This is a genomic window from Streptomyces sp. NPDC050145 (genome assembly GCF_044460245.1).
Lineage (GTDB): Bacteria > Actinomycetota > Actinomycetes > Streptomycetales > Streptomycetaceae > Streptomyces.
Genome location: NZ_JBITJS010000003.1, coordinates 139,924 through 161,818, shown reverse-complemented (window position 1 = coordinate 161,818; position 21,895 = coordinate 139,924). Strand labels below are relative to the sequence as shown.

The window sequence follows — 21,895 nt, the reverse complement described above, 5'->3', positions numbered from 1 at the left end:
CCGGGAGTGACCGCCCGCCGATCCGGGCGGCACTCCCCTCCGGCGCGGATATACAAGGTCCATCTTGTTGATCAACTGATGGGCCATCACCATGTTCTCCGCAGTCCTGCGTGTTCTCGCCGCCACCGCGCTCGCCACGGGCTCCCTGGCTCTGGCCACCCCGGCGGACGCCTCCGACCACCGCACGACGACGGCGGCCGCGCAGGCCCCGGACACCGGCCCGTGCGGGCCCGTCACCGGGTTCCACCCGTTCGACTGGTGGCGCACCACCACCTCCCCCGCGATCGCCCCGGCCGTGCACCGCGCCGCCGCAGAGGAGAACTGGCAGTGGCGCGACGACACCAACACGCTGTGGCGCGGAGACACCCGCGAGAACGTCGAGCAGCTCTTCGAGGACGGCTTCGCGCCGCGCGGCGAGGCCATGACGCCGCTCGCCGAGTACATCGTCAAGGGCGGTGGCCAGAACACCGCGCACCTCAGCACGAGTTGTGAGAAGTGGGTCGCGGAGAAGTTCGCCACGTACGGCGCGGCGAAGACCGGCTGGGTCTACGAGATCGAGGCGCCGGGCGGCATCGACGTCAACGCCACCGCACATCTCAACGGGTACGAGTCGCCCTACCTCTGGAACAAGGAGATCGACTTCCCCGGCGGCGTCTCCGGCAGCCACATCAAGGGGGCCTGCAAGTACCACCTCGTGAAGACCGACCCGGACACCAAGGTCAACACCTACGAGAACCTGGGCTGCCGCACCAACAAGGACTTCGAGCCCACCTTGGCAGCCGCCCGCTGACCGACCCGCCGGCCGTTCCCCTTCACCCCGGCCGGCGGTCGAGGACCGGGCGCCGGAGCACCCCGTCGAGCAGGTGTCGCCGTCGGTCCGGGTCGCCGGCCGCCGTCACGGCGGTCAGCGCCATCGCCGCGGCGGCGTCGAGGACGGCCCGGTCGGCGCCCGGGCTCTTCCCGTAGGCCGTGAACTCGGCGGTGTGCTGCTTCGCTCCCCCGGTGTCGTAGCCGATCGTCGGGTGGATGGAGGGGACGAGGCGGGACACGTTGCCCATGTCGGTGGAGGCCATGGTCTCGCCGTGGCGGGACTGCGGGTCGCGGCCGAGGGAGCGCGCCGCCGCCGTGTAGGCCTCGGAGAGGAAGGGGTCCTGCCGGAGTTCGGCGAAGTCCTTGCCGTGGGGCTCCAGTTCGAGGCGGGCGCCGGTCGCGAGGGCGCCGGCCTCGAAGCAGGCGTGGACCCGGTCGCGTACGAGGGCGAGCTGTTCGAGGTCGGGGGCGCGTATCTCGTAGCGGGCGCGGGTGAGTTCGGGGATGACGTTCACGGCGTCGCCGCCCGCGGTGATGACGCCATGGACCAGGGAGCCCGGCGGGAGCTGCTGGCGCAGCAGGCCGATGGCGGTCTGGGCGACGGTGAGGGCGTCGAGGGCGTTCACGCCTTCCCAGGGGGCGAGGGCGGCGTGGGCGGGGCGGCCGTGGAAGGCGACGTCCCAGGCGCCGATGGCCAGTGAGGAAGCGCCGACGCTGTCCTCGGGGGCGGCGTGCGCCATCATCGCGACGGCGACGTCGTCGAAGACGCAGGATTCCAGGAGCAGGACCTTGCCGCCGATGTCCTCCTCGGCGGGGGTGCCGATCAGGCGGACCGTGATCCCGAGCCGGTCGGCGACGGCGGCGAGGCCGATCGCGGCGCCGACGGACGCGGCACCGTTCACGTTGTGCCCGCAGGCGTGGCCCAGGCCCGGCAGGGCGTCGTACTCGGCGCAGAAGGCGATGACGAGTTCGCCGGTGCCGTACGTCGCCTGGAGCGCCGTGGGCAGTCCGGCCAGGGGGCGGGTGACGGTGAAGCCGGCCGTGTCGAGGAGGGCGGCGACGCGGGCGGCCGACCGGTGTTCCTGGAGGGCCGGCTCGGCGTCGTCGTGCAGGCCGTGGCTCAGTTCCGTCAGCTGCTCGGCGTACGCGCGGACCGCGTGGAGGACGGCTTCGCGGGTGGCGTCGGGGGTGGGGGCGGGGGCGGTCATGCGGGTTCTCCGTCGGCGGTGAGGGGTTCCGGGTGGGCGGGGGCCGGGGCGTGGCCGGCGCCGTAGGCGAGGGCGACGACCGAGCCGAGCAGGGCGACGGCGGCGCAGGCGCCCCAGCTCCACAGGAAGCCGTCGAGTCCGATGTGGGCGCCGAGCCGGTGCCCGGCGAACAGCGCGCCGATGACGGCGGCGCCGATCGCGGCGCCCAGGGAGAGGGCGAGTTCGTTGAGGCCGACGGCGAGGGCGGTCTGGTGGGCGGGCACGATCTCGGCCGACAGGGTGCGGGTGATGGACTCGAAGAGGCCGGTGGCCAGGCCGACGAGGAGGGCGCAGGCCACGTACTGGGGCAGCGTGGCGTGGAAGAGGAGCATGCCGAGGAAGCCGAGCGCGATCAGCGCGCCGCCGGTGCCGAGCACCGCGCGGTCGCCGATGCGGCGGGCAAGGCGCGGGGTCGCGGTGGATCCGGCGAAGCCCGCGACGACCATGGCGAGGGAGACGGTGGCGATGGCCTGCGGGCCGAGTCCCATGCCGTAACCGGTCCCGTCCGGGTCGGCGCCGAGGAACAGGGCGTTCGCCCCGAGGAAGCCGATCGTGCCGAAGGCGGCGCAGAAGGTGTGAGCGCTGACCACGGCGAGGCGGCGCTCGCTCAGCATCCGGACGTTGACCAGCGGGTGCTCGGCGCGCCGCTCGACGGTCGTCCAGGCGGCGAGGACCAGGACGGCCGCGGCGCCGAGGCCGAGCGTGCGGGGTGCGGTCCAGCCCCAGGTGCCGCCCTGGGCGAGGACGAGGACGAGGGCGGTCAGACCGGCGGTGAGGAGGCAGGCCGCGCCGTAGTGGAAGCGTCCGCCGCGAGGGCCGTCGCTGTCGGGCAGGGCGATGCCCGCGGCGACGGCGAGCACGGCGACGGGGACGGCTGTCCAGAGTCCGGCGACCGCGTGCTGTTCGCTGAGCGCCCCGGCGACGAGGCCGCCGACGCCGATGGCGATGAGCAGGGAGCCGACGAGGAGGGACATGCCGGTGCGGCCGCGTTCGGGGGCGCGTGAGCGCAGGATCCCGGCGAGCAGCGGGAAGAAGCCGACGACCGCCCCTTGGAGCACCATCCCCACGGCCAGCGTCAGGGGTGTGGGCCGCAGCGCCATGAGCAGGGAGCCCAGCGCGACCATGGCGAGGGCGACGCGCAGCAGCCGGCGGTGGCCGTACAGGTCGCCGAGGCGGGACAGCAGCGGGGTGAGCACGGCGAACGCCGCCTGTGCCAGCAGGTACAGGTTGTTCTGCCCCACGCCGTCGATGCCGAGGCGGGCACCGAGTTCGGGCAGCAGCGGTGTGAGGTAGCCCTGCACGACGCCGCTGAACACGACGACGACCGCCATCGCGGCGAGCATGCCGCGACCTGTGCCGACGCGGCTGCCCGCGCTCGTTCTTGGGATCACCGGGACTGAGTTCACAGTGCGCACCCCTTCTGGTGGCCGGAACCGAAAGTGGTGGCTACTGTGCTCGCCACGGCCGTAGCGGCCAGAAAAGTCGTGGGAATCGTGCACGGGGAGGACGGCGCATGCGAGAAACGGTCATCAGCGAGCTCGATCTCGCGCTGGTGAACGCGCTGCAGCTGAGGCCGCGGGCCGCCTGGGCCGAGCTCGCCGCGCCCCTCGGCGTCACCGCGGGCACGCTCGCCCGGCGCTGGGACCGGCTGTCCGGTGAGGGGCTCGCCTGGGTGTCGGCGGCGCCGGGCCGGGAGTTCTCGCGGACCCGCTGCACCGCGTTCGTGCTGCTGCGCTGCCGGCCCGGGACGCGGCGGCGGGTCGCCGAGCGGCTGTGCGCGTTCGAGGAGGCGGCCACGATCGAGCTGACCGCGCCGGGGAGCGCCGACCTGCTGCTCGACGTGCTCGCCCCGGACCTGCCGGCGCTCGGCCGTTTCCTCACGGAGGACCTCGAACCGCTGCCCGACCTCGTCTCCGTCGACTGCCTCTTCGCCACGTCCCTCTACGTGGAGGGCAGCCGCTGGCGTCTGCGCTCCCTGGACCCCGCGCAGCTCACGGCCCTCGGCACGGGCGGCCCCGGCGGCCCGGAAGCCGTCCCGACCACCGAGCTGGACGCGGTGGACCGTGCGCTGCTCGACGCCCTGGTGCGCGACGGGCGGCTCGGTCTCGCCGCGCTGGCCGAACACGCGGACAGCAGCCCGGCGACGGTACGGCGACGCCTGCGCCGGCTGACCGACTCGGGGGTGCTGACCTTCCGCTGCGACGTCGCCGACGCCCTCGCGGGGCGGCCCGTACCCGTCTCGCTCCTGGGCCGCGCGCCCGCCCGCGACACCGCCGCCGTGCACCGTACGCTCGCGGCCCTGCCCGAGTGCCGGCTGGTCGCCGCCGTCACCGGCACCGCGAACATCTTCACCACGCTCTGGGTGCACGACCTGGGCGACATCCAGCGCCGCGAGACCGCCCTGTGCGCCCGTCTCCCCTCCCTGACGGTCACCGACCGCATCGTGGGCCTGCACACCGTGAAGCGCATGGGCCACCTGCTGACCGACGACGGCCGCCGCACGGGCGTCCACCCGATCCGCCCCTGGTGAACCCCCTTCAGCCGCCGCACCCTTCTACGCTCCTGGCCCTTCTTCCGGTGGCGGCGCGGCGGCGGCCCTGCGCCGCCACGCCCGGGCCTGCCGGGCGTACCCCTGCCGCTCGGAGAGCTTGGCCAGTTGCTCCATCGCCCCCACGTGCCCCGCCTCTGCGGCCTTCTCGTACCAGCCCTGCGCCGCGTACAGGTCACCGCGCAGTTCCTCGGAACGGCCCATCGCCAAGGACGCGTTGACGTCCCCCTTGCGGGCGCGCCGGGTCAGCCAGCTCTCAAGCTCAGCCAGCATCTCGGCACCGTCGAGCAGCGCGGTGAAGTGCCGGCCGCCCTCGTCGTCGCCGGCGAAGGCCGACTTGCGGTACCAGGACTTGGCCGTCTCCCTGTCCCCCTGCTCCATGGCGAGGGCTCCGAGGGTGTTCATCGCGGCGGTGGAACCTCCGGCCGCCGCCCGGCGGGCCCACGTCTCGGCCTCGGCCGACTCGCCCCGCTGGTACAGCAGTTGCCCGAGGGCGTACGCGGCGTCGGCGAGTCCCGCCTCGGCGGCCCTGCGGAACCATGCCTCGGCCTCTTCGTCGTCGCCCCGCTCCTGGCCCGCGGCCCCGAGTACAGCCATGGCCTGAGGGTTGCCCTCGTCGGCCGAACGCCGGTACCAGAGAAGGCCCTCGGCCTCCTCCCCGCGCGCCCGCATCAGGTACCCGACCATCTCCATCGCCCGCACATGTCCCGCGCCGGCCGCCGCTCGCAACAGTGGCTCGGCCTCGGCGTTCCGCCCCCACTCGTGGAGCAGCACGCCGAGGATGACGGCGGCGTCGGGGTGTCCCAGCTCGGCCGCGCGCCGCAGCCACCGCTCGCCGCCCGTCCGGTCGTCGTGCGTGCCGAGGTGCAGGCCGTAGCGGAACGCCGCCACGGCGTCTTCGGCCTCCGCCGCCTCGCGAAGACGCCGGACCGCCTCGCCCCGCGCCTCGTCGTTCGCGCTCCCCCGCACGGCCGTCCCCCTCCGGATCGTGTGCGGGGCCGGAGCCCCGCCCGCGGTTCACACCACCGGGGGAACAGACGCGGGAACCGTCGGGTCCGTTCCTGCGTGACCCCCTGTGTTGCCGACTGACCCTGGGGGACGGGATGAACGCTCGAACGCTGGCTCCGACGCTGGTGAAGCTGGCCGTGACGACCTGCGTGGTCCTGGGCGCCGTGGCGTGCGGGCCGGGCGACTCGAACGACGACGCCGCGTCGAAGCCCTCGCAGGCGTCGTCGCCCGCGCAGACGCAGACTCCTTCTGCCACGCCGTCGCCGTCCGCTCCGGCCGAGCAGCCGTCGTCCGCGAAGCCGTCGGCCGAGCCGACCGGCGCCCAGGCCGCGCCCAGGACGAAGGAGGGCGCGATCAAGCGGTACGAGGAGTTCCTCCACGCGGTGGGGCGTGAGGACATCGACACGGTCTGCGAGATCTCCGGGCCGGCCGCGAAGCAGGCGGAGGACCAGGGGTTCGGGCCCTGCACCTCGACGTTCCGCGTCACGTTCCAGATGTTCTCGCCGGAGCAGAAGAAGGCCCTGCAGACCGCGACGGTCGACCCGCAGGGCGTGATCGTGCGCTCGGCGGAGAATGTCGAGATCCCGACCTCCGCGGTCAAGGCCTCCGTCACCTTCACCGAGGAGCAGCTCGGCAGCAGCACCCTCGAGTACCTCAAGGACAACTGGTTCATCACCGACTGACCCGGACCGCCCCGGCCGGAGACGACGGAATCCGGTCAATCTCGCCCAGGCTCTACCCCGTCGGCCCGCCACATTGGAAAGTGTAGCTATCCAAGTGGTCACGCTGACGCCGCACGCGGCAGCCGGAGCTGGTCGAGGGAGAAGCCCATGGGCAGGCCCAAAGGCAGGGACACCATCTATTTCGCCCGCTGCACCACGTGCGGATTCCTCCTGTGCCTGGGGGACGAGTACGACGGTGCGATGCGGGAAGCCCGGTTCTCGATGCCGATCCATTACGAGGAGGCCCACCGGAGCCGGCAGCCGGGCTGGGAGATCGAGACGAAGCGCCGCCGGGAGGTCGATCCGCACTTCTAGGGCGTGTGTCAGCGTGTGGTGTAACCGCCGTTGGCGAAGATGGTCTGGCCCGTGACCCACCCGCCGTCGGTCGCCAGGAAGGTGACCAGGGGCACGATGTCCTCGATCTTCGTGAGGTCGTTGCCGAGCGCCTGCGACTTGTGGAAGGCGACCCGCTCGGGCGTCTCCTGGCCGTAGAAGAACGGGGTGTCCATGGGGCCGGGCGCGACGTTGTTGACGGAGATGCCGCGTTCGGCGAACTCCTTGGCCGCGGCGCGGGTGAAGTGTTCGACGGGGGCCTTGGCGCCGGCGTACGTGGAGTAGCCGTCGGTGAAGGCCGCGAGCAGCGAGGTCACGATGGTGATGACCTTGCCGTTGTCGTTGAGGTGGCGGCCGGCCTCGCGGATGAAGAAGTAGGCGGCCTTGGAGTTGACCGCGAACATGCGGTCGTACTCGTCCTCCGTGGTGTCCACGATGGGCTTGCGCAGCACCATGCCCGCGGTGTTGACGGCCACGTCGATGCCACCGAAGTGGTCCTTGGCGGTGGTGAAGAGCCGTTCCACCTCGTCGACCTTCGTCAGGTCGCCCTGGACGAGGAGCCCCTTGCCGCCCGCTTCCTCCACGGCTCGCAGGGTGTTCCTGGCGTCGGGCTCGGTGGCGTCGGAGTGGTAGTGGACGACGACGTTCGCTCCCCCGGCGGCGACCGTGGTGCTGAGCAGTCCGCCGAGGTTCTTGGCGCCCGCGGCGACGAGGACGGTCTTCCCGGACAGCGTGTGGTTCGAGGTCATCGCGATGGTTCCTTCCGAAGCGATGTCGGGGACGTGTGATGTCTGGATGTCTGGCTGGTACCTGTGACACCAACATCGCTGCTGGGACGGCCCGGATTCTTGAACGATCCGGCGGTCCTGGAACAAACGGCTCACGAACCGGCGCCCCGGGCGGGCGGTCCGTGCCGCTCGGCTGCGGGCCCGGTCCGCGCGGGCTCAGAATGGTGGGGTGAGCACGTCACTGATCAAACCGCATCTGGTGCGCCTGTCCGGCAGCGGCGAGGGGCTCGGGCACGCGGTGGTCGAGCGCGACAAGGAGCTCGGCGCGGGCCGGCACCCGGTCGCCCAGCCTCCGGTCGGCCCCGGTGCGCACATTCTGGCGGTGCACTCCGGGACGTCGACGAATCTCGCCTGGTCGGCGGACGGATTCGCGCGGCGCGAGCGCTTCCACCGGGGCCAGTCACTGATCAATCCGGCGGGCTGGGCCTGCCGGCCGCGCTGGCAGGAGGACGTCGAGCTGATGCTGGTCGCGCTCGACCCGGTCTGGCTGGAGAAGCTCGCCGCCGAGGCCGGACTGCCCGGTTCCCTGGAGATCACCCCCAGCTTCCGGCTGAGCGACCCGTTCCTCGCGATGATGGTGGAACGGCTCGTCCTGGAGTACGAGCAGCCGGGGCCCGCGGATCTCCTCTACGCGCAGTCGCTGGTGCAGGCGGTCGCCGCGCACGTCATCAAGGTGTCCGCCGCCCGGGGCGGGCCGGACCCGGGGCCGTCCGCCGCCCTGCCACCGCGCCGCCTCGCACACGTCCTGGACTACGTGCACACCCATCTCGGCGAGCCGATCACGCTGGACACGCTCGCCCGCCTTGCGGGCGTCAGCCCGTCCCACTTCAGCCGCGTCTTCCGGGCCTCGACCGGGCACTCCCCGCACCAGTACCTGCTGCGCAAGCGCCTCGACCGGGCCCGCGCCGCGCTGCTCGACACGGACACCCCCATCGCCGTCATCGCCGAGGCCTGCGGTTTCGCCGACCAGAGCCACCTGACCCGGACCATGCGTCGACACCTCGGCCTCACCCCGCGCGCCCTGCGCGCCACGGCTCCGCGTGCGGGTGGTGTCGGCCCGGCCTAGCGTGGCCGCATGTGTACACGTGTGCTGTGGCAGGCGGACGGGCAACCGGTCGTGGTCGGCCGGAACATGGACTGGAAGCAGCGTCTCGACACCAATCTGTGGGTGCTGCCGCGCGGGGCGGAGCGGACCGGCGTGGGGCCGGACGATCCGCGGCCGCTGCGCTGGACGGCCCGTCACGGCAGCGTCGTGGCCACGGCGTACGACGCGGCGACCACCGACGGGATGAACGAGGCCGGGCTCGCCGCGCACCTGCTGTGGCTGGCCGAGTCCGACTTCGGCGAACGCGATCCCGCGCGGCCGGCGCTGAGCGTCTCGCTGTGGACGCAGTACTTCCTGGACCGCTTCGCCACCGTGTCCGAGGCCCTGGCCTCCCTGGTCGCCGAGCCGTTCCAGATCCGGCCGCAGGGCGACTCCCGGTCAGGGACCTGGAGCACGGTGCACCTCGCCCTCGACGACGCCACGGGCGACTCGGCGATCATCGAGATCCTGGACGGTGAGCCGCGGATCCACCACGGCCGCACGTACACCGTGATGACCAACTCCCCGCCCTTCGACGAGCAGCTCGAGCACCTGAACCAGTACGAGGGCTTCGGCGGCACCAGGCCCCTGCCCGGCACGACCGAGGCGGCCGACCGCTTCGTCCGCGCCGCCTACTACCTGCGGCGCCTCCCCGCCGCCGAGACCCCGGCCCGCGCCTACGCCGCCCTGCTCAGCGTCATGCGCAACGCCGCCCAGCCCTTCGGGACGCCCGATCCGGCCCGTCCGAACATCTCCATGACCATCTGGCGCACCCTCGCCGACCTCACCCACGGCGTGTACGCCTTCGAATCCTCGTTCAGCCCCGACATCGTCTGGACCCACCTCGACGACGTCGACTTCGCCCGCGCCGCCCGCCTCGATCTGAGCGCCGACGGCCTCGTCGGGGACGTCACCGCCCGCTACGAGCCCTGCGAGCCGTTCCGGTTCTCCGTGGCCTGAGACGAGGACCCGACCCCGCGCATCTTGGCACGTTGTGCCACTCAGGCATATGTTGACGCACAGGGGTCGTCATGGGCGGGAAGCCTCCGGCGGCCGCACCACGCCGTGAAGGAGCGATCGTCGACATGTCTCGTACGCATCTGGTGACCGGAGCCGCCTCCGGCATAGGCAAGGCCACGGTGGAGCGGTTGCGCGCCGCCGGGCACCGGGTCATCGGGGCCGACCTCAAGGGCGCCGACATCTCGGCCGACCTCTCCACCCCCGAGGGGCGGGCCGAACTGGTCGAGCGCGCCACCGAGTTGACGGGCGGCCGGCTCGACGCCGTGATCGCCTGCGCCGGCCTGTCCCAGTTCACCCCGCTCACCGTGCGCGTGAACTGCTTCGGCGCCTTCGCGACGCTCACCGGGCTGCGCCCGCTGCTCGCGGCCGGGACCGACCCGCGCGCGGTCGTGATCTCCTCGGTCGCCTCCGTGCACCCCGCCGACCAGGCGATCGTCGACGCCGTGCTCTCCGGTGACGAGGACGCCGCGGTCGCCGCCGCGCAGGCCGCCGCCGATCGCGGCGAGGGCCACCTCATCTATGGTTCGAGCAAGCAGGCCGTCGCCCGCTGGCTGCGCCGCACCGCGATCGGCGAGGAGTGGGCGGGCGCGGGCATCCCCCTCAACGCCATCGCGCCCGGCACCATCGTGACGCCCATGACCCAGCCGCTGCTGGACGACCCCCAGATGCGGAAGGTCGTCGACGCGAGCGTGCCGATGCCGCTGCACGGACACGCGACGCCCGAGCAGGTCGCGCCGCTCCTCGAGTGGCTGACCTCGCCGGTCAACACCCATGTGACCGGCCAGGTCGTCTTCATCGACGGCGGCGCCGACGCGGTGCTGCGCGGGGACGGTGCCTGGTGACCTCCCCTCAGCACACCCAGAAGCACACCCCGCAGCAGACCCTGACGCGTTCCGTCGTGCTCCCTGCCGCGCCCGCCGACGTCTGGTCGGTGATCGGCGAGTTCCACGGGCTCGGCGACTGGCACCCGTACGTGCCCCCGTCCTCCGTCGACGCCGAGGACGGTGACATCCGGGTGTTCGCCGTCGAGGGCAAGGTGGTGGCCCGGGAGAGGCTCCTCGCGCCGGCCGTCGGCCCCGAGGACCACGCCGCCTACACGTACACGGTCCTCGACCCGATGCTGCCGATCACCGACTACGTCGCCACGCTCGCGGTCCGCCCGCACGCGGAAGGCTCCGAGGTGGTGTGGTCGGCGCGGTACCGGTCCACCGAGGAGGCGGCGGCCCAGGTGGAGTCGGTCTTCGGTGACGGCACGTACGGCACCGGACTGGCGGCACTCCAGGCCAAGTTCGGCTGACGCGCGCACAGGAAGACCGCACAGCGGGGTGGTCGGCGCCCGGTCGCGCGCCGACCACCCCGCCCCGCCCCGTCCGCGGCTAACGCGCCGGCGGCAGCGGAGCAGGTGCCGGCTGGAAGGTGGAGCCGTACATCGGCAGGTGGATGTCCTGGCCGTGGCGGGCGAGTTGGGCCCAGGGGCGGTTCAGGCCCGCCGAGCCGTGGGTGCGCACCCGGGTCACGGCGTCCAGGTCGAGGACGTCGACGAGGGCCTCCTCACCGGGGCCGGCCTGCTGGCGGACGATGCCTTCGGGGTCGACGATCGTGCTCGCGCCGACGCCGGCGGGGTCGGCGGCGTTCAGGTTCACGACGTAGACCTGGTTGGTCCAGGCGTTGGCGCGGGCGCAGACGAGTTCCATCTCGCGGTCGCGGGTGGTGGTCAGGGTGGGCTGGATGATGACCTCGGCGCCGAGCCAGGCCAGTTGCCGGGCGGTCTCGGGGAAGGATCCGTCGTAGCAGATGGCGAGCCCGGCGCGGCCGATTCCGGGCAGGTCGAAGACGACGAACTCGCTGCCGGGGGTGGTCTGTTCGTAGGGCTGCCAGGGGAAGACCTTGCGGTAGCGGGCGGCGATCTCACCGGCCGGTGAGATCGCGAGGGCCGTGTTGTACGGGTCGCCGCCGGGGTTCTGCTCGTACAGGGTGCCGGGGACCAGCCACAGGCCGGTCTCGCGGGCGAGGGCGCAGATCCGGTCGGTGAGCGGGCCCGGGACGGTGACGGCGTTCTGCCGGGCCCAGTCGGGGCGGGCCTGCAGCAGGGGTGCTTCGGCGGCGAGGAACAGTTCGGGCACGACGACGAGTTGGACGTGCGGGAAGGTGTCGCGCACGGCGCGCACGCGGTCGCTGAATCGCTCCCAGGTGGCTTCCGGGTCGTACGGGACAGGCGTGGTCTGGACTGCTGCGATCGTGAGGGTGCGCATGGTGCTCAGGGTTCTCTTCTTTCGGTTGCCGTGCCCGCGGTTCGGGACCGGCCGGGTCAGTGGTCGGTGACGGAGACGCGGGTCACGGCCGTACGGCCGCCGCGGAAGAAGCCCGCGTGGCGGGGGCGGACGACGCAGACCATCACGACGGCGCCCAGGACGATCGAGCCGACGCCGAGGAGGAACACGCCGCCGATGCCGCCGAGTCGGGTGGATCCGTAGGCGGGGTCGGCCATGTCGTAGGCGCTGCGGGCGAAGGCCGCGAGCATCATCAGGCCGCCGAGCGCCGGGAAGACGCCCTTCAGGAGCGCGTCGCGCGCCGAGCGGGTGAGGTCGCGGCGGAAGTGCCAGGCGCAGGCGAGGCCGGTGACGCCGTAGTAGAAGGCGATGAGCAGGCCGATGGAGAGGACGGCGTCGGCGAGGAAGTCGGCGGACAACAGGGTGAGCAGGACGAGGAATCCGGCCGCCACGACACCGAAGAAGACCGTGCCGAAGGCCGGGGTGCGGTGGCGCGGGTGGATGCGGGCGAACGCGGCCGGGAGGGCTCCGTGCGCGCTCATCGACAGCGTGGTGCGCGGGGTGGAGGTGGAGCAGGTCAGCAGCGCCCCGACGGCGGAGACGGCGATCGCGAGCTGGACCACCTTGGCGAAGGTGTCGCCGAGGACGGCGGGCGCCAGGCCGGTGAGCACGTCGGCCGCCGTGTCCGGGTCGGCGAGGCGGTGGCCCGCGCTGCCCGTTCCGGCGAAGGAGACGGTCGCGAAGGCCGTGAACAGGTAGGTGACCAGCAGGACGAGGGTGGACACGAGGGCCGCCCGGCCCGGCGTGCGGGCGCTGTCGACGGACTCCTCGTTGAACGTGATCAGCGCGTCCCAGCCCCAGTAGATGAACAGGCAGAGCAGCACGGCCTCGGCGAACGGGCCGAAGCCGCCGACGGCGAAGGGGTTCAGCCAGGCGAGCGAGACCCCGGCCGCGCCCTCGTGGGTCAGGGCCGCCGTGCCGAAGGCGAACAGGGCGAGCAGTTGCAGGCCGAGCATGACGTACTGGATGTGGGCGGCCAGCTGAACGCCTCGGTAGGCGACCGAAGTACTCAGGGCGATCAGCGCGACCGCCACGGCGGTGACGGCGGTGGTGCTGTCGGAGACTCCGACGAGGCCGAGGAGGGCGGAGGCGCCGACCTCGGCGAGCGCGGTCATCGCGACGACGGTCGCGAACAGGACGGTCCAGCCGCCCGCGATCCAGCCGACGGCCGGGCCGAACACGCGGGTGTTCCACACGAACGTCGTCCCGCAGTCCGGCATCTCCCGGTTCAGCTCGCGGAAGGCGAAGGCCGTCAGGAGGATCGGGACGAAACCGAGCAGCAGCGCGGCCGGTGCCAGGTCGCCGATCACGAGGGTCACCAGACCGAGCGTCACGGCGATGCTGTACGCCGGCGCGACCGAGGCGAGGCCGAGCGCGACGGTGGCGAGCAGCCCGACCGATCCGTCGCGCAGCCCCTTCGAGGGCGGGGATTGCACAGTCATGACGACCTCCGGCAGGACAGCTGGGCAGGGCGAGGGAAGCGGACGGGCCCTTTCCGATCAGGGATCAGAGATCAGGATCAGGGCCTCTCATTCGCTAAACGCAGATTTAACGAAACGCCGCTGGAGCCGTCAACATCACGGGAGGTATCTTTTGCGAGTGCTTCAGCGAATGAGTCGCTGGAGTGAGGGACGAGCGAGGGAGCCGGGAGCCGGTGGCACGACGCAAGGACCAGGACGGACGGCGGGCCCAGCTGGGCGAGGCCGCCGCGCACGCCCTGCTCAGCCGCGGCCTCGAGGGCCTGCGGCTGCGGGACGTGGCGGAGGCGGCCGGTGTCACGCCTGCCGCGGTCCTCTACTACTACGACGACCTCGACGCGCTGATGTACGAGACGTTCCAGCAGGCCATCGAGCGGTTCTGCCGCGATCGTGAGGAGGCGGCCGAGCGGCACGAGGACGCCCGGGAGCGCCTGCGCACCTGCATCGCCTCCGGGGTCGCGGACGGGCCCGACGACCGGCTCCCCCGGCTGCTGTTCGAGTACTGGCCGCGGACGCTGCGGGACCCCAAGGCGGCCGCCCTCGACAGCGCGCTGAGCGAGCGTCAGGTGGCCGTGTACCAGGCGGTGCTCGTCCTCGGCGCCGCCCAGGGCCACTTCACGCTCACCGACCCGCCGCGCCTGGTCGCCGCGAACCTGCTGGCGATGGAGGACGGCTACCAGATGGACGTCCTCTCGGGCCGCCGCACCCACGCGGAGGTCGTCCAGGCGCTGTACGCCTACGCCCGTGCCACCACCGGGTGCGTGCTCGGCACCTGATCCCTCGAGGGGGCCGTGTCCTGGATGTCGTCCAGCGTCGGGTAGTCGGTGTAGCCGTCGGGGCCGCCCGTGTACATCAGTCCGTGGTCGCGGACCTGGTTGACGGGGGCGCCGGTGCGCAGGCGGTGGACCAGGTCCGGATTGGCGAGGAACGGGCGGCCGAGGGCGATCAGGTCGGCGCCCGCGGCGAGAAGCCGTTCGCCGGCGGCCTTTCCGCCGTCCTCGGGGAGGGGGCCGCCCCAGCCGAGGACGGGGTTGGCGACGAGGGTGCCGGGCCAGGCCGCGCGGAGCTCGTGGAACAGGGGCTGGTCCGGGTCGGCGAAGACGATGTGCAGGTAGGCCGGGGCGATCTCGGCGAGGGCGGCGACGAGATCCGGGTAGATGGCCTCGGTGTCGCCCTCGGCCATGGCGTTCGCGGTGACACCGGGCGCGATGCGCACACCGACCCGCTCGGCGCCGATCGCGTCGACGACGGCGCGGACGACCTCGACGGTGAACCGGATGCGGTGGGCGACGGGGCCGCCGTAGGCGTCGGTGCGCCGGTTGGTGTCCTGGCCGAGGAACTGGTGGAGCAGGTAGCCGTTCGCGGCGTGCACCTCGACGCCGGCGAATCCGGCGGCGACCGCGCGGCGCGCGGCGTTCGCGAAGTCCTCGACGGTGGCGTGGATCTCGTCGACCGTCATCTCGCGCGGCACGACCGGGGGCCGCGAGCCGGACGGGGTGTGCATCGGGTCGGGGAACGGGACCGGGGACGGTGCCACGGGGTGGTGGCCGCTGGTCTCCGGGTGCCCGATCCGGCCGCCGTGCTGGAGCTGCAGGAACATCCGTCCGCCGGCCTCGCGCACCGCGCCGGTGACCGACTTCCAGCCCTGGACGTGCCGGTCGTCGTAGATCGCCGGGATGTCGGGGTAGGTCGCGCCGACCGCGTTCGGGGTGGTGGCCTCGGCGATGATCAGCCCGGCGCCGGCCCGCTGGGCGTAGTACTCGCTCATGATCGGGGTCGGCGTGCCGTCGGCGGCGGCGCGGTTACGGGTCATGGGGGCCATCACGAGGCGGTTGGGCAGGTCGAGGGCGCCGAGACGGGTGGCTTCGAAGAGGGTGCGCGTGGTCATGGTGGTGCCTTTCGGGTTCCGAGTACGAGGGGGAAGTGGTCTGTCCGGGACGGGAGTTCAGGCCGTGCGGTGCTGGGCGGACGGGAATCCGTGGGCCCGGGCGGCCAGGACGACCGCGAGGACCGGGATCAGCAGGGCCAGGGCGCTCCAGGCGAAGGACTGCGCGCCGAACAGGTCGAGGAGCAGTCCGCCGATCAGCCCGCCGGCGGCCATCGCCGCGTTCCAGAGCGTGACCAGCGCGGCCTGTACGGCGTCGGCGGCGTCCCCCGCCGCGTCTCCGGCGGCGGTCTGCAACAGGGTCGGCACGCCGCCCCAGCCGAGTCCCCACAGCGCGGCGGCGACATAGACGACCGGGGTGCTGTCCGTACCCAGGGCGAGAGCGGTGGCGGCGGCCGCGACGAGGAGGGTGCTGAGGACGGTGAGGGTCCGCAGCCCGCGGTGGATGAGCGCGCCCACGAGCCAGATCGAGAGCAGTGAGGCGGCGCCGAAGACGAGCACCACGGTGTCGGTGGCGTCGGCGAGGCCGAGGTCGCCTAGGAGGGTGGCGATGTACGTGTAGAGGATCGTGTGTGCCAGGACGAAGACGAGGGTGACGGTCAGCACCGGCAGCACGCCGGGCACCTGGAGCGCGGCCCGCACGGGTGTGCCCGCGGAGCGCTCCCGGCCCGGCTGGTCGGGGACGAGGGCGGCGATCCAGGCGAGCAGCAGCAGCGTCAGTCCGGTCATGACGAGGAACGCGGTCTGCCAGTTCACGACCTGTCCGAGGAACGTCCCGGCCGGGACGCCGAGCGACAGCGCGACGGGGATGCCCGCCATCGCCACGGCGACGGCCCGGCCTTCGAGGCGCGGCGGCGCCAGGTGCCGGGCGTACCCGGCGAGCAGCGCCCAGGCGAGTCCGGCGGCGACACCGGCGACGAACCGGGCCGACATGGTCAGTGCGTACGCCGACGACAGGGCGGTGACCGTGTTGGCCGCGGCGAACCCGGCCATCGAGGCGAGCAGCAGGCGCTTGCGCGACCAGCGGGCGGTGGCGGCGGCGAGCGGGATGGCGGTGAGCGCGGTACCGACGGCGTAGACGGTCACGGTCTGTCCGGCCGCCGGCTCGCCGACGCCGAGGTCGGTGCTCATCGCGGGCAGGAGCCCGGCGGGGAGGGTCTCGGTGAGGCTGGTGATGAAGACGGCGGTGGCCAGGGCGAGCAGTGCGGGCAGTGGGAGTCGGCCGGTGCCGGGGGACGGCGGCGCTGTCCGGTGCGGTGACTCAGGCGCACCCACAGTTGCCGTGGATTCGGCGGACGTTGTGGATTCGGGAGAGGTTGTGGACTCGGGGGAGGGCATGGCGAGGCGTCCAGTTCTGCTGGTGAGTGAAGGCGCGGCGGGTTCGAAGTAGGTGGGCCGGTAGCGGGGTCGGGCTCAGTGCTCGGGCTCCGGACACGCGCGCCGCCGGCGGTCGGCGCAGCCGAGTCCGCCGTCGACGCTGAGCACGGTGCCGGTGGTGAACGTGGCGTCGGCGGCCAGGAAGAGCGCGGCCCGGGCGACGTCGTCGACGGAACCGCGCCGGCCGAGGGGCGGCGACGCCGTGGCCGACCGTGGCGCTCGGGTGTCGTCGTGGGCGGTGGTGTCGATGGCGCCGGGCGCGACGGTGTTCACGCGGACGCCGCGCGGAGCGAGTTCGACCGCGAGCGTCCGGGCGAAGGTTCGGGTGGCGGCCGCGGAGGTGGCGTGCGCGCCCGCGTCCGGCATGCCGGGCAGGCAGCGGTCCAGCGACGTCGTGGTGAGGACCATGGCGCCGTCGTCGGTGACCAGCGGGGCCAGGGCCCGGACGGCGACGGCGTACGCGACGGGGCCGGCGGTGCCGGGTTCCGGCTCGGCGTCGACGAACAGCATGTCGACCGCGCCGAAGGTGTGCGTCGCGGCGGCCTCCATCAGCGCCTCGGCGGACAGCTCGCAGAGGGTGACGGCCGCGGAGCGCCCCAACTGTGCGACGGCGTCCGGGACTTCGTTCCTCCGGTCCTGGATCAGCAGCACGTGGGCGCCGCCCTCGACGAGGCGCTTGGCGATCGCGAGACCGACCCTCGTGGCGCCGCCGACGACGATCGCCTTCCGGCCCGTGTGCTTCGGCATGGTGGTCCGCTCCCTTCGCCCTGCTCGGTGGTGCCGCCCTTTCCGGCGGTAACGACTCTGGCCGAGGGCGCTTCGGGTCGGCTGATGATCCGCTGACGGTGCCTCGCGGCACGCTGTGTAGCGTTCCGGTATGCGTTACGGGGTGCTGGGTCCACTGGTGGTGCGGGACGCCTCGGGCGAACCGGTGAAGGTTCCCGAGGCGAAGGTCCGCGCGCTGCTGGCCGCGCTCCTCGTCCGGGAGGGGCGGGTGGCCTCGGCGGACCGGCTGGTCGACGACCTGTGGGGCGACGAGCCGCCCGGCCGTCCGGCCAACGCCCTTCAGGCGAAGGTGTCTCAGCTGCGCCGGGCCCTCGGCCGGGACCGCGTCCCGCGGCAGGGCGCGGGCTACCGCTTGGCGCTCGCCACGGCCGACGGCGGCGCGGAGCCCGACGAGGTGGACGCCACCCGGTTCCTGACCCTGGCCGCCGAGGCCCGCGCCGTCACCGACCCCGGGGAACGGGCCGCCCGGCTGGCGGCCGCGCTGGAGCTGTGGCGCGGGCCCGCGTACGCGGACTTCGCCGACGAGGAGTTCGCCCGGACTGCCGCCCACCAGCTCGACGAGCAACGCGTCGCCGTACTGGAGGAGCACGCCGAAGCGCGGCTGGAGTCGGGCGACGACCCGCTCCTGGCAGGCGAGTTGGCGGCCTTGGTGGACCGGCATCCGCTGCGCGAACGGCTCCGGGCCGCGCAGATGAGGGCCCTGTACCGGGCGGGGCGGCAGAGCGAGGCACTCGCCTCGTACACCGAGCTGCGCGGCCGGCTCGCGGAGGAGCTCGGGCTCGACCCGAGCCCGGCGCTCGCCGGACTGTACGAGGCGATCCTGCGGCAGGACCGGTCGCTGGAGGAGCCCGGGCGATCACCGGAAGGCACCCTGGCATCAGACACCGGCCCGGCACCGCGACACGACACTCACACGACCCAGGGTGACCGGCCCTCCTCCCGCGCCGCCGTCCCCTCCAACCTCCCCCCGGACCTCACCCCGCTGATCGGACGCGACGCGGCACTCGACCACGTCACCCGCCTGATGGACGACGCCCGCCTGGTGACGCTGACCGGCCCGGGAGGCGTAGGCAAGACCCGACTCTCGATCGCCGCCGCACGACGCAGGACGGACAGCGCCTGCGCCCACCGGCCCGACAGCGCCTGGATCGTCGAACTCGCGGGACGGCACGGCGATGCCGCCGAGCTCGCGGCCGAGGTCGCCGCCGTCCTCGGCATCCGCGACGACTCCCCCACCGGATCCCCGCGCCTCGGCGCCCCGTCGGCGCCCGTCGAACGCCTCGTCCAGGCGCTGCGCGAGCGCCCCGTCCTCCTCGTCCTGGACAACTGCGAGCATGTCGTGGACTCCGTGGCGGAGTTGACGGCCCAGCTGCTGCGCTCGGCGCCCCGCCTTCGGATCCTGGCGACGAGTCAGGAGCCGCTCGCGGTGGCCGGTGAGGCCGTCGTGCTCGTCGAGCCGCTCGAACCGGCCGACGCCCAGGCGCTGTTCGTGGCGCGGGCGACCGCGGCCGCTCCGGGGTTCGGACCCGCCGAGGGCGACGAGGACCTGGCCGCGGTGGCGGAGGTGTGCGCACGGCTGGACGGGATTCCCCTCGCACTGGAGCTGGCCGCGCCACGCGTGCGGACGCTCGGGGTGCGGGGCCTCGCGGACCGGCTCGGCGACCGGTTCGGGCTGCTGACCTCGGGCCGCCGGGACGCGCCCGCCCGTCAGCGCACCCTCCGTGCCGTGATCGACTGGAGCTGGGAGCTGCTCGGCGCTCCGGAGCGCATCGTGCTGCGCCGGCTGGCCGTGCACCGCGACGGCTGCACCCTCGGCGCGGCCGAGGCGGTGTGCGCGGGCGGCGGGGTCGAGGAGGCGGAGGTCCTGGACCTGTTGACGCGGCTCGTCGACCGGTCGCTGGTCGCTGTCGTCGCGGGCCCGACGGGTGTGCGGTACCGGCTGCTGGAGACGGTGGCCGCCTACGCCGCCGACCGGCTGGACGAGATGGCGGACACGGCCGGGACCCGGGACCGGCACCTCAGGTACTACCTGGCGCTCGCCGAGGAGGCGGACGGGCGGCTGCGCGGCGCGGACCAGCAGCGGTGGCTGGCCGTGCTCGACGCCGAGTCGGCCAATCTGCGCGCCGCCCTGGACGAGGCGCTCGCCCGGCCCGAGCCGTCCGTCGCGGCCCGGCTCACCCGGTCCCTGTGCTGGTGGCGGCTGCTGCGCGGCCGCCTCACCGAGGCCGTACGCCGCCTCGAAGCCGCCCGCGAGGCCGACCCGGACGACTCCGAACTCGCCCTGCTGCACCACGCGTTCGCTCGCATGACCGGAGCGGAGGTCGCGCCGGTCGAGGGCGCCGCCGACGGCGTGCCGGATCCGGTGCGGCGCGGCCGGGCCCTGTGGCTGTGCGCGTACGGGGAGTTCAGCGCGAACGACATGGCCGCGAGCGCGGCGTCGAACGACGCGGCGGTGGAGCTGTTCGAGGCGCATGGGGACCGCTGGGGCGTCGCCGCCGGGCTCGCCCTGCGCGCGATGCACGGGCTGTTCACCGGCGATCTGTCCGCGCTCGACCGGGACGGCACGCTCGCCGCCACCGCGTTCCGCGAACTCGGCGACCGCTGGGGCGAGGTGCAGACCGTCGCGCCTCTGGCGGCGCACGCGCAGATCATGGGCGACTACGCGGCCGCCGGGCATCGTCAGCGCGAGGGGCTGAAGCTCGCCGAGGAGCTCGGGCTCCACGCCGAGGTGGCCGCACGGCTCTCCGGGCTCGGCCGGCTCGCCCTGCTCGCCGGAGACTGGCCGCGTGCCGCCGAACTCCACGAGCGGGCCCGGGAGTTGACCGTCTCCCAGGGCTACCGGTTCGGCCAGGCAGCCGCCGAGACCGGACTCGCGCTGGGCGCACGCCGCTCCGGCGCCCTCGACGAGGCCGAGTCACGGCTGTTCGGCATGCTGGAGCGCTTCGCGTCACCGGCCGGAGACCACCTGCGCCATGCCGAGCTCGGCTTCGTCGCCGAGCTGCGCGGCGACCGCGAGGCGGCCCTCACCCGCCACCTGAAGGGCCTCGATGCCGCCTTCGGCCTGGCCGAGCCGCGCGCCTTCGCCCTGTCGCTCGAAGGCCTGGCGGGGGCGGAGTCCCTGGCGCCCGGCACCGACGGTCCGACCCGAGCCGCATTGCTGCTGGGCGCCGCCGATGCCGCGCGGCGCGGTGTGGGCGCCCCGCTCCCCGCGGCGGAGCGCTGCGACGTCGACCGGATCACGGCCCGCGCGACGGCCGCGCTGGGCGAGAAGGTGTTCCGTACGGCGTTCGAGCGTGGCACCGGCATGACGCCACAGGAGGCCGCCGAGCTCGGACGGACGCCGACGGCGGGCTGACCGCTCCCCCGGAAGCGCGAGGCGACACCCACGCCCCCAATGTGACCGGCATCACTCTGTACTCGTCGTCGCGCGCAGGTCATCATATGACCTGCTGATGGACGGACAGTGGCTGCGCAGCGGCAGGAACAGAGGCAGGTACCCCCGCATGAACGACCAGGAACACCCGGCACCGACAGCGCCGACGGCACCTCCGACCCGTGTCGGCGTCATCGGTCTCGGCGCCATGGGCCTCGGCATGGCCCGCAGCCTGCGCACGGCGGGATTCTCCGTCGGGGTCCACGACCTGCGCGCCGACGTGGCCGCGGAGTTCGCCCGCGACGGCGGCACCGCGTACGCCTCCGCCGGCGAGCTGGCGGCCGAGGTCGACGTCCTGGTCGGTGTCGTGGTCAACGCGGCGCAGGTCGAGGCGGTGCTGTTCGGTGACGGCGCGGGCGGCGAGGGCGCGGGCGGCGCCGCGGAGCGGCTGCGGCCGGGTTCCGTGTACGTCATGTGCTCCACCGTCGACCCGGCCTTCTCCGCCGCGCTCGAGAAGCGCCTTGTCGCGTCCGGGGTCCGCTACCTGGACGCCCCGATCTCGGGCGGCGCCGCGCGGGCCGCGTCCGGCGAGCTGACCATGATGACGTCCGGCGGCCCGGAGGCGTACGCGCTCGCCGGTCCGGTGCTCGACGCGATGAGCGCCACCGTCTACCGGCTCGGCGACCGGGCCGGGCTCGGCTCCAAGGTGAAGATCGTGAACCAGCTGCTCGCGGGCGTGCACATCGCCGCCGCGGCGGAGGCGATGGCGCTCGGCATCAGGTCCGGGGTGCCGGCCGAGGCGCTGTACGAGGTGATCACGCACAGCGCGGGCAACTCGTGGATGTTCGAGAACCGGATGGCGCACGTGCTGGCCGGGGACTACACGCCGCTGTCCGCCGTCGACATCTTCGTCAAGGACCTCGGACTCGTCCTGGACGCGGCCCGGCCCGAGAAGTTCCCGCTGCCTCTGTCGGCCACCGCCCACCAGATGTTCCTGCAGGCCTCCGCGTCCGGCCTGGGCGGCGAGGACGACAGCGCCGTCATCAAGATCTTCCCCGGCATCGAGCTGCCCGCGGCGAAGACCGCACCGCAGGAGGAGAACTGAC

Annotated in this window: 20 protein-coding genes; 11 read left to right on the top strand and 9 right to left on the bottom strand. The window is 73.4% G+C overall.

Features of this window, described 5'->3' with window-relative positions:
- The first annotated feature begins 91 nt into the window (after positions 1-91).
- Positions 92-790, top strand: coding sequence for a hypothetical protein (locus tag ACIBTU_RS07420; RefSeq protein ID WP_399124979.1), 699 nt, complete (start codon positions 92-94; stop codon positions 788-790).
- A gap of 22 nt (positions 791-812) precedes the next feature.
- Here the strand turns inward: ACIBTU_RS07420 and ACIBTU_RS07415 are convergent, their stop codons facing one another.
- Together ACIBTU_RS07415 and ACIBTU_RS07410 are read right to left on the bottom strand one after the other, a co-directional pair.
- A complete protein-coding gene (locus ACIBTU_RS07415) occupies positions 813-2,018 on the bottom strand; it encodes a M20 family metallopeptidase (protein ID WP_399124978.1) in 1,206 nt (401 codons plus the stop codon).
- Entirely contained in the window at positions 2,015-3,400 is a 1,386-nt protein-coding gene (locus ACIBTU_RS07410) for an MFS transporter (protein ID WP_399124976.1), read from the bottom strand. The genes ACIBTU_RS07415 and ACIBTU_RS07410 overlap by 4 nt, the downstream gene beginning before the upstream one ends.
- A gap of 170 nt (positions 3,401-3,570) precedes the next feature.
- Here ACIBTU_RS07410 and ACIBTU_RS07405 point away from each other — a divergent pair, with 170 nt between their 5' ends.
- Positions 3,571-4,587, top strand: a complete 1,017-nt coding sequence (locus ACIBTU_RS07405) for an Lrp/AsnC family transcriptional regulator (RefSeq protein WP_399124975.1) — start codon at positions 3,571-3,573, stop codon at positions 4,585-4,587.
- 24 nt (positions 4,588-4,611) lie between these two features.
- On the opposite strand, the gene ACIBTU_RS07400 is transcribed toward ACIBTU_RS07405, so the two are convergent.
- Positions 4,612-5,574, bottom strand: a complete 963-nt coding sequence (locus ACIBTU_RS07400) for a tetratricopeptide repeat protein (protein WP_399124973.1) — start codon at positions 5,572-5,574, stop codon at positions 4,612-4,614.
- Positions 5,575-5,708: 134 nt separating this feature from the next.
- Between ACIBTU_RS07400 and ACIBTU_RS07395 the strand changes: the two genes are divergently transcribed.
- On the top strand, positions 5,709-6,296 hold the full coding sequence (locus ACIBTU_RS07395) for a hypothetical protein (protein WP_399124972.1): 588 nt from the start codon (positions 5,709-5,711) through the stop codon (positions 6,294-6,296).
- A gap of 147 nt (positions 6,297-6,443) precedes the next feature.
- Positions 6,444-6,650 carry a hypothetical protein gene (locus tag ACIBTU_RS07390; protein ID WP_399124971.1) on the top strand — a complete coding sequence of 69 codons (207 nt, stop codon included), beginning with the start codon at positions 6,444-6,446 and terminating at the stop codon, positions 6,648-6,650.
- Positions 6,651-6,658: 8 nt separating this feature from the next.
- Here ACIBTU_RS07390 and ACIBTU_RS07385 read toward each other — a convergent pair whose 3' ends face one another.
- Complete coding sequence (locus ACIBTU_RS07385) at positions 6,659-7,417, bottom strand: SDR family oxidoreductase (RefSeq protein WP_399124970.1); 759 nt, start codon at positions 7,415-7,417, stop codon at positions 6,659-6,661.
- Positions 7,418-7,625: 208 nt separating this feature from the next.
- On the opposite strand from ACIBTU_RS07385, the gene ACIBTU_RS07380 reads away from it, so the two are divergent.
- The 4 genes from ACIBTU_RS07380 (at position 7,626) to ACIBTU_RS07365 (ending at position 10,857) form a co-directional block, all read left to right on the top strand.
- Complete coding sequence (locus tag ACIBTU_RS07380; protein ID WP_399124969.1) at positions 7,626-8,522, top strand: helix-turn-helix domain-containing protein; 897 nt, start codon at positions 7,626-7,628, stop codon at positions 8,520-8,522.
- Between the two features lie 9 nt (positions 8,523-8,531).
- The gene (locus ACIBTU_RS07375) at positions 8,532-9,500 is read left to right on the top strand and encodes a linear amide C-N hydrolase (RefSeq protein ID WP_399124968.1); all 969 of its coding nucleotides are present in this window, start codon (positions 8,532-8,534) and stop codon (positions 9,498-9,500) included.
- Positions 9,501-9,625: 125 nt separating this feature from the next.
- Positions 9,626-10,402 carry an SDR family oxidoreductase gene (locus ACIBTU_RS07370; protein WP_399124967.1) on the top strand — a complete coding sequence of 259 codons (777 nt, stop codon included), beginning with the start codon at positions 9,626-9,628 and terminating at the stop codon, positions 10,400-10,402.
- Positions 10,399-10,857, top strand: coding sequence for an SRPBCC family protein (locus ACIBTU_RS07365; RefSeq protein ID WP_399124966.1), 459 nt, complete (start codon positions 10,399-10,401; stop codon positions 10,855-10,857). The genes ACIBTU_RS07370 and ACIBTU_RS07365 overlap by 4 nt, the downstream gene beginning before the upstream one ends.
- Before the next feature lie 79 nt (positions 10,858-10,936).
- Here ACIBTU_RS07365 and ACIBTU_RS07360 read toward each other — a convergent pair whose 3' ends face one another.
- Positions 10,937-11,812 carry a carbon-nitrogen hydrolase family protein gene (locus ACIBTU_RS07360; protein WP_399124965.1) on the bottom strand — a complete coding sequence of 292 codons (876 nt, stop codon included), beginning with the start codon at positions 11,810-11,812 and terminating at the stop codon, positions 10,937-10,939.
- A 56-nt stretch (positions 11,813-11,868) separates the two neighbouring features.
- The gene (locus ACIBTU_RS07355) at positions 11,869-13,332 is read right to left on the bottom strand and encodes an APC family permease (RefSeq protein ID WP_399124964.1); all 1,464 of its coding nucleotides are present in this window, start codon (positions 13,330-13,332) and stop codon (positions 11,869-11,871) included.
- Between the two features lie 212 nt (positions 13,333-13,544).
- Here ACIBTU_RS07355 and ACIBTU_RS07350 point away from each other — a divergent pair, with 212 nt between their 5' ends.
- Positions 13,545-14,144, top strand: a complete 600-nt coding sequence (locus ACIBTU_RS07350; protein WP_399124963.1) for a TetR/AcrR family transcriptional regulator — start codon at positions 13,545-13,547, stop codon at positions 14,142-14,144.
- Here the strand turns inward: ACIBTU_RS07350 and ACIBTU_RS07345 are convergent.
- The 3 genes from ACIBTU_RS07345 to ACIBTU_RS07335 all read right to left on the bottom strand — a co-directional run bounded on the left by ACIBTU_RS07345 (position 14,105) and on the right by ACIBTU_RS07335 (position 17,377).
- A complete protein-coding gene (locus ACIBTU_RS07345) occupies positions 14,105-15,256 on the bottom strand; it encodes an alkene reductase (RefSeq protein WP_399124961.1) in 1,152 nt (383 codons plus the stop codon). The two genes, ACIBTU_RS07350 and ACIBTU_RS07345, sit on opposite strands and share 40 nt — an antisense overlap.
- Before the next feature lie 57 nt (positions 15,257-15,313).
- The gene (locus tag ACIBTU_RS07340) at positions 15,314-16,591 is read right to left on the bottom strand and encodes an MFS transporter (protein ID WP_399124960.1); all 1,278 of its coding nucleotides are present in this window, start codon (positions 16,589-16,591) and stop codon (positions 15,314-15,316) included.
- 75 nt (positions 16,592-16,666) lie between these two features.
- A complete protein-coding gene (locus ACIBTU_RS07335; protein WP_399124959.1) occupies positions 16,667-17,377 on the bottom strand; it encodes an SDR family NAD(P)-dependent oxidoreductase in 711 nt (236 codons plus the stop codon).
- A gap of 130 nt (positions 17,378-17,507) precedes the next feature.
- On the opposite strand from ACIBTU_RS07335, the gene ACIBTU_RS07330 reads away from it, so the two are divergent.
- The gene (locus tag ACIBTU_RS07330; RefSeq protein WP_399124958.1) at positions 17,508-20,771 is read left to right on the top strand and encodes an AfsR/SARP family transcriptional regulator; all 3,264 of its coding nucleotides are present in this window, start codon (positions 17,508-17,510) and stop codon (positions 20,769-20,771) included.
- A gap of 148 nt (positions 20,772-20,919) precedes the next feature.
- Entirely contained in the window at positions 20,920-21,894 is a 975-nt protein-coding gene (gene ltnD / locus ACIBTU_RS07325) for an L-threonate dehydrogenase (RefSeq protein WP_399124957.1), read from the top strand.
- The last annotated feature ends 1 nt before the right edge of the window (position 21,895 follow it).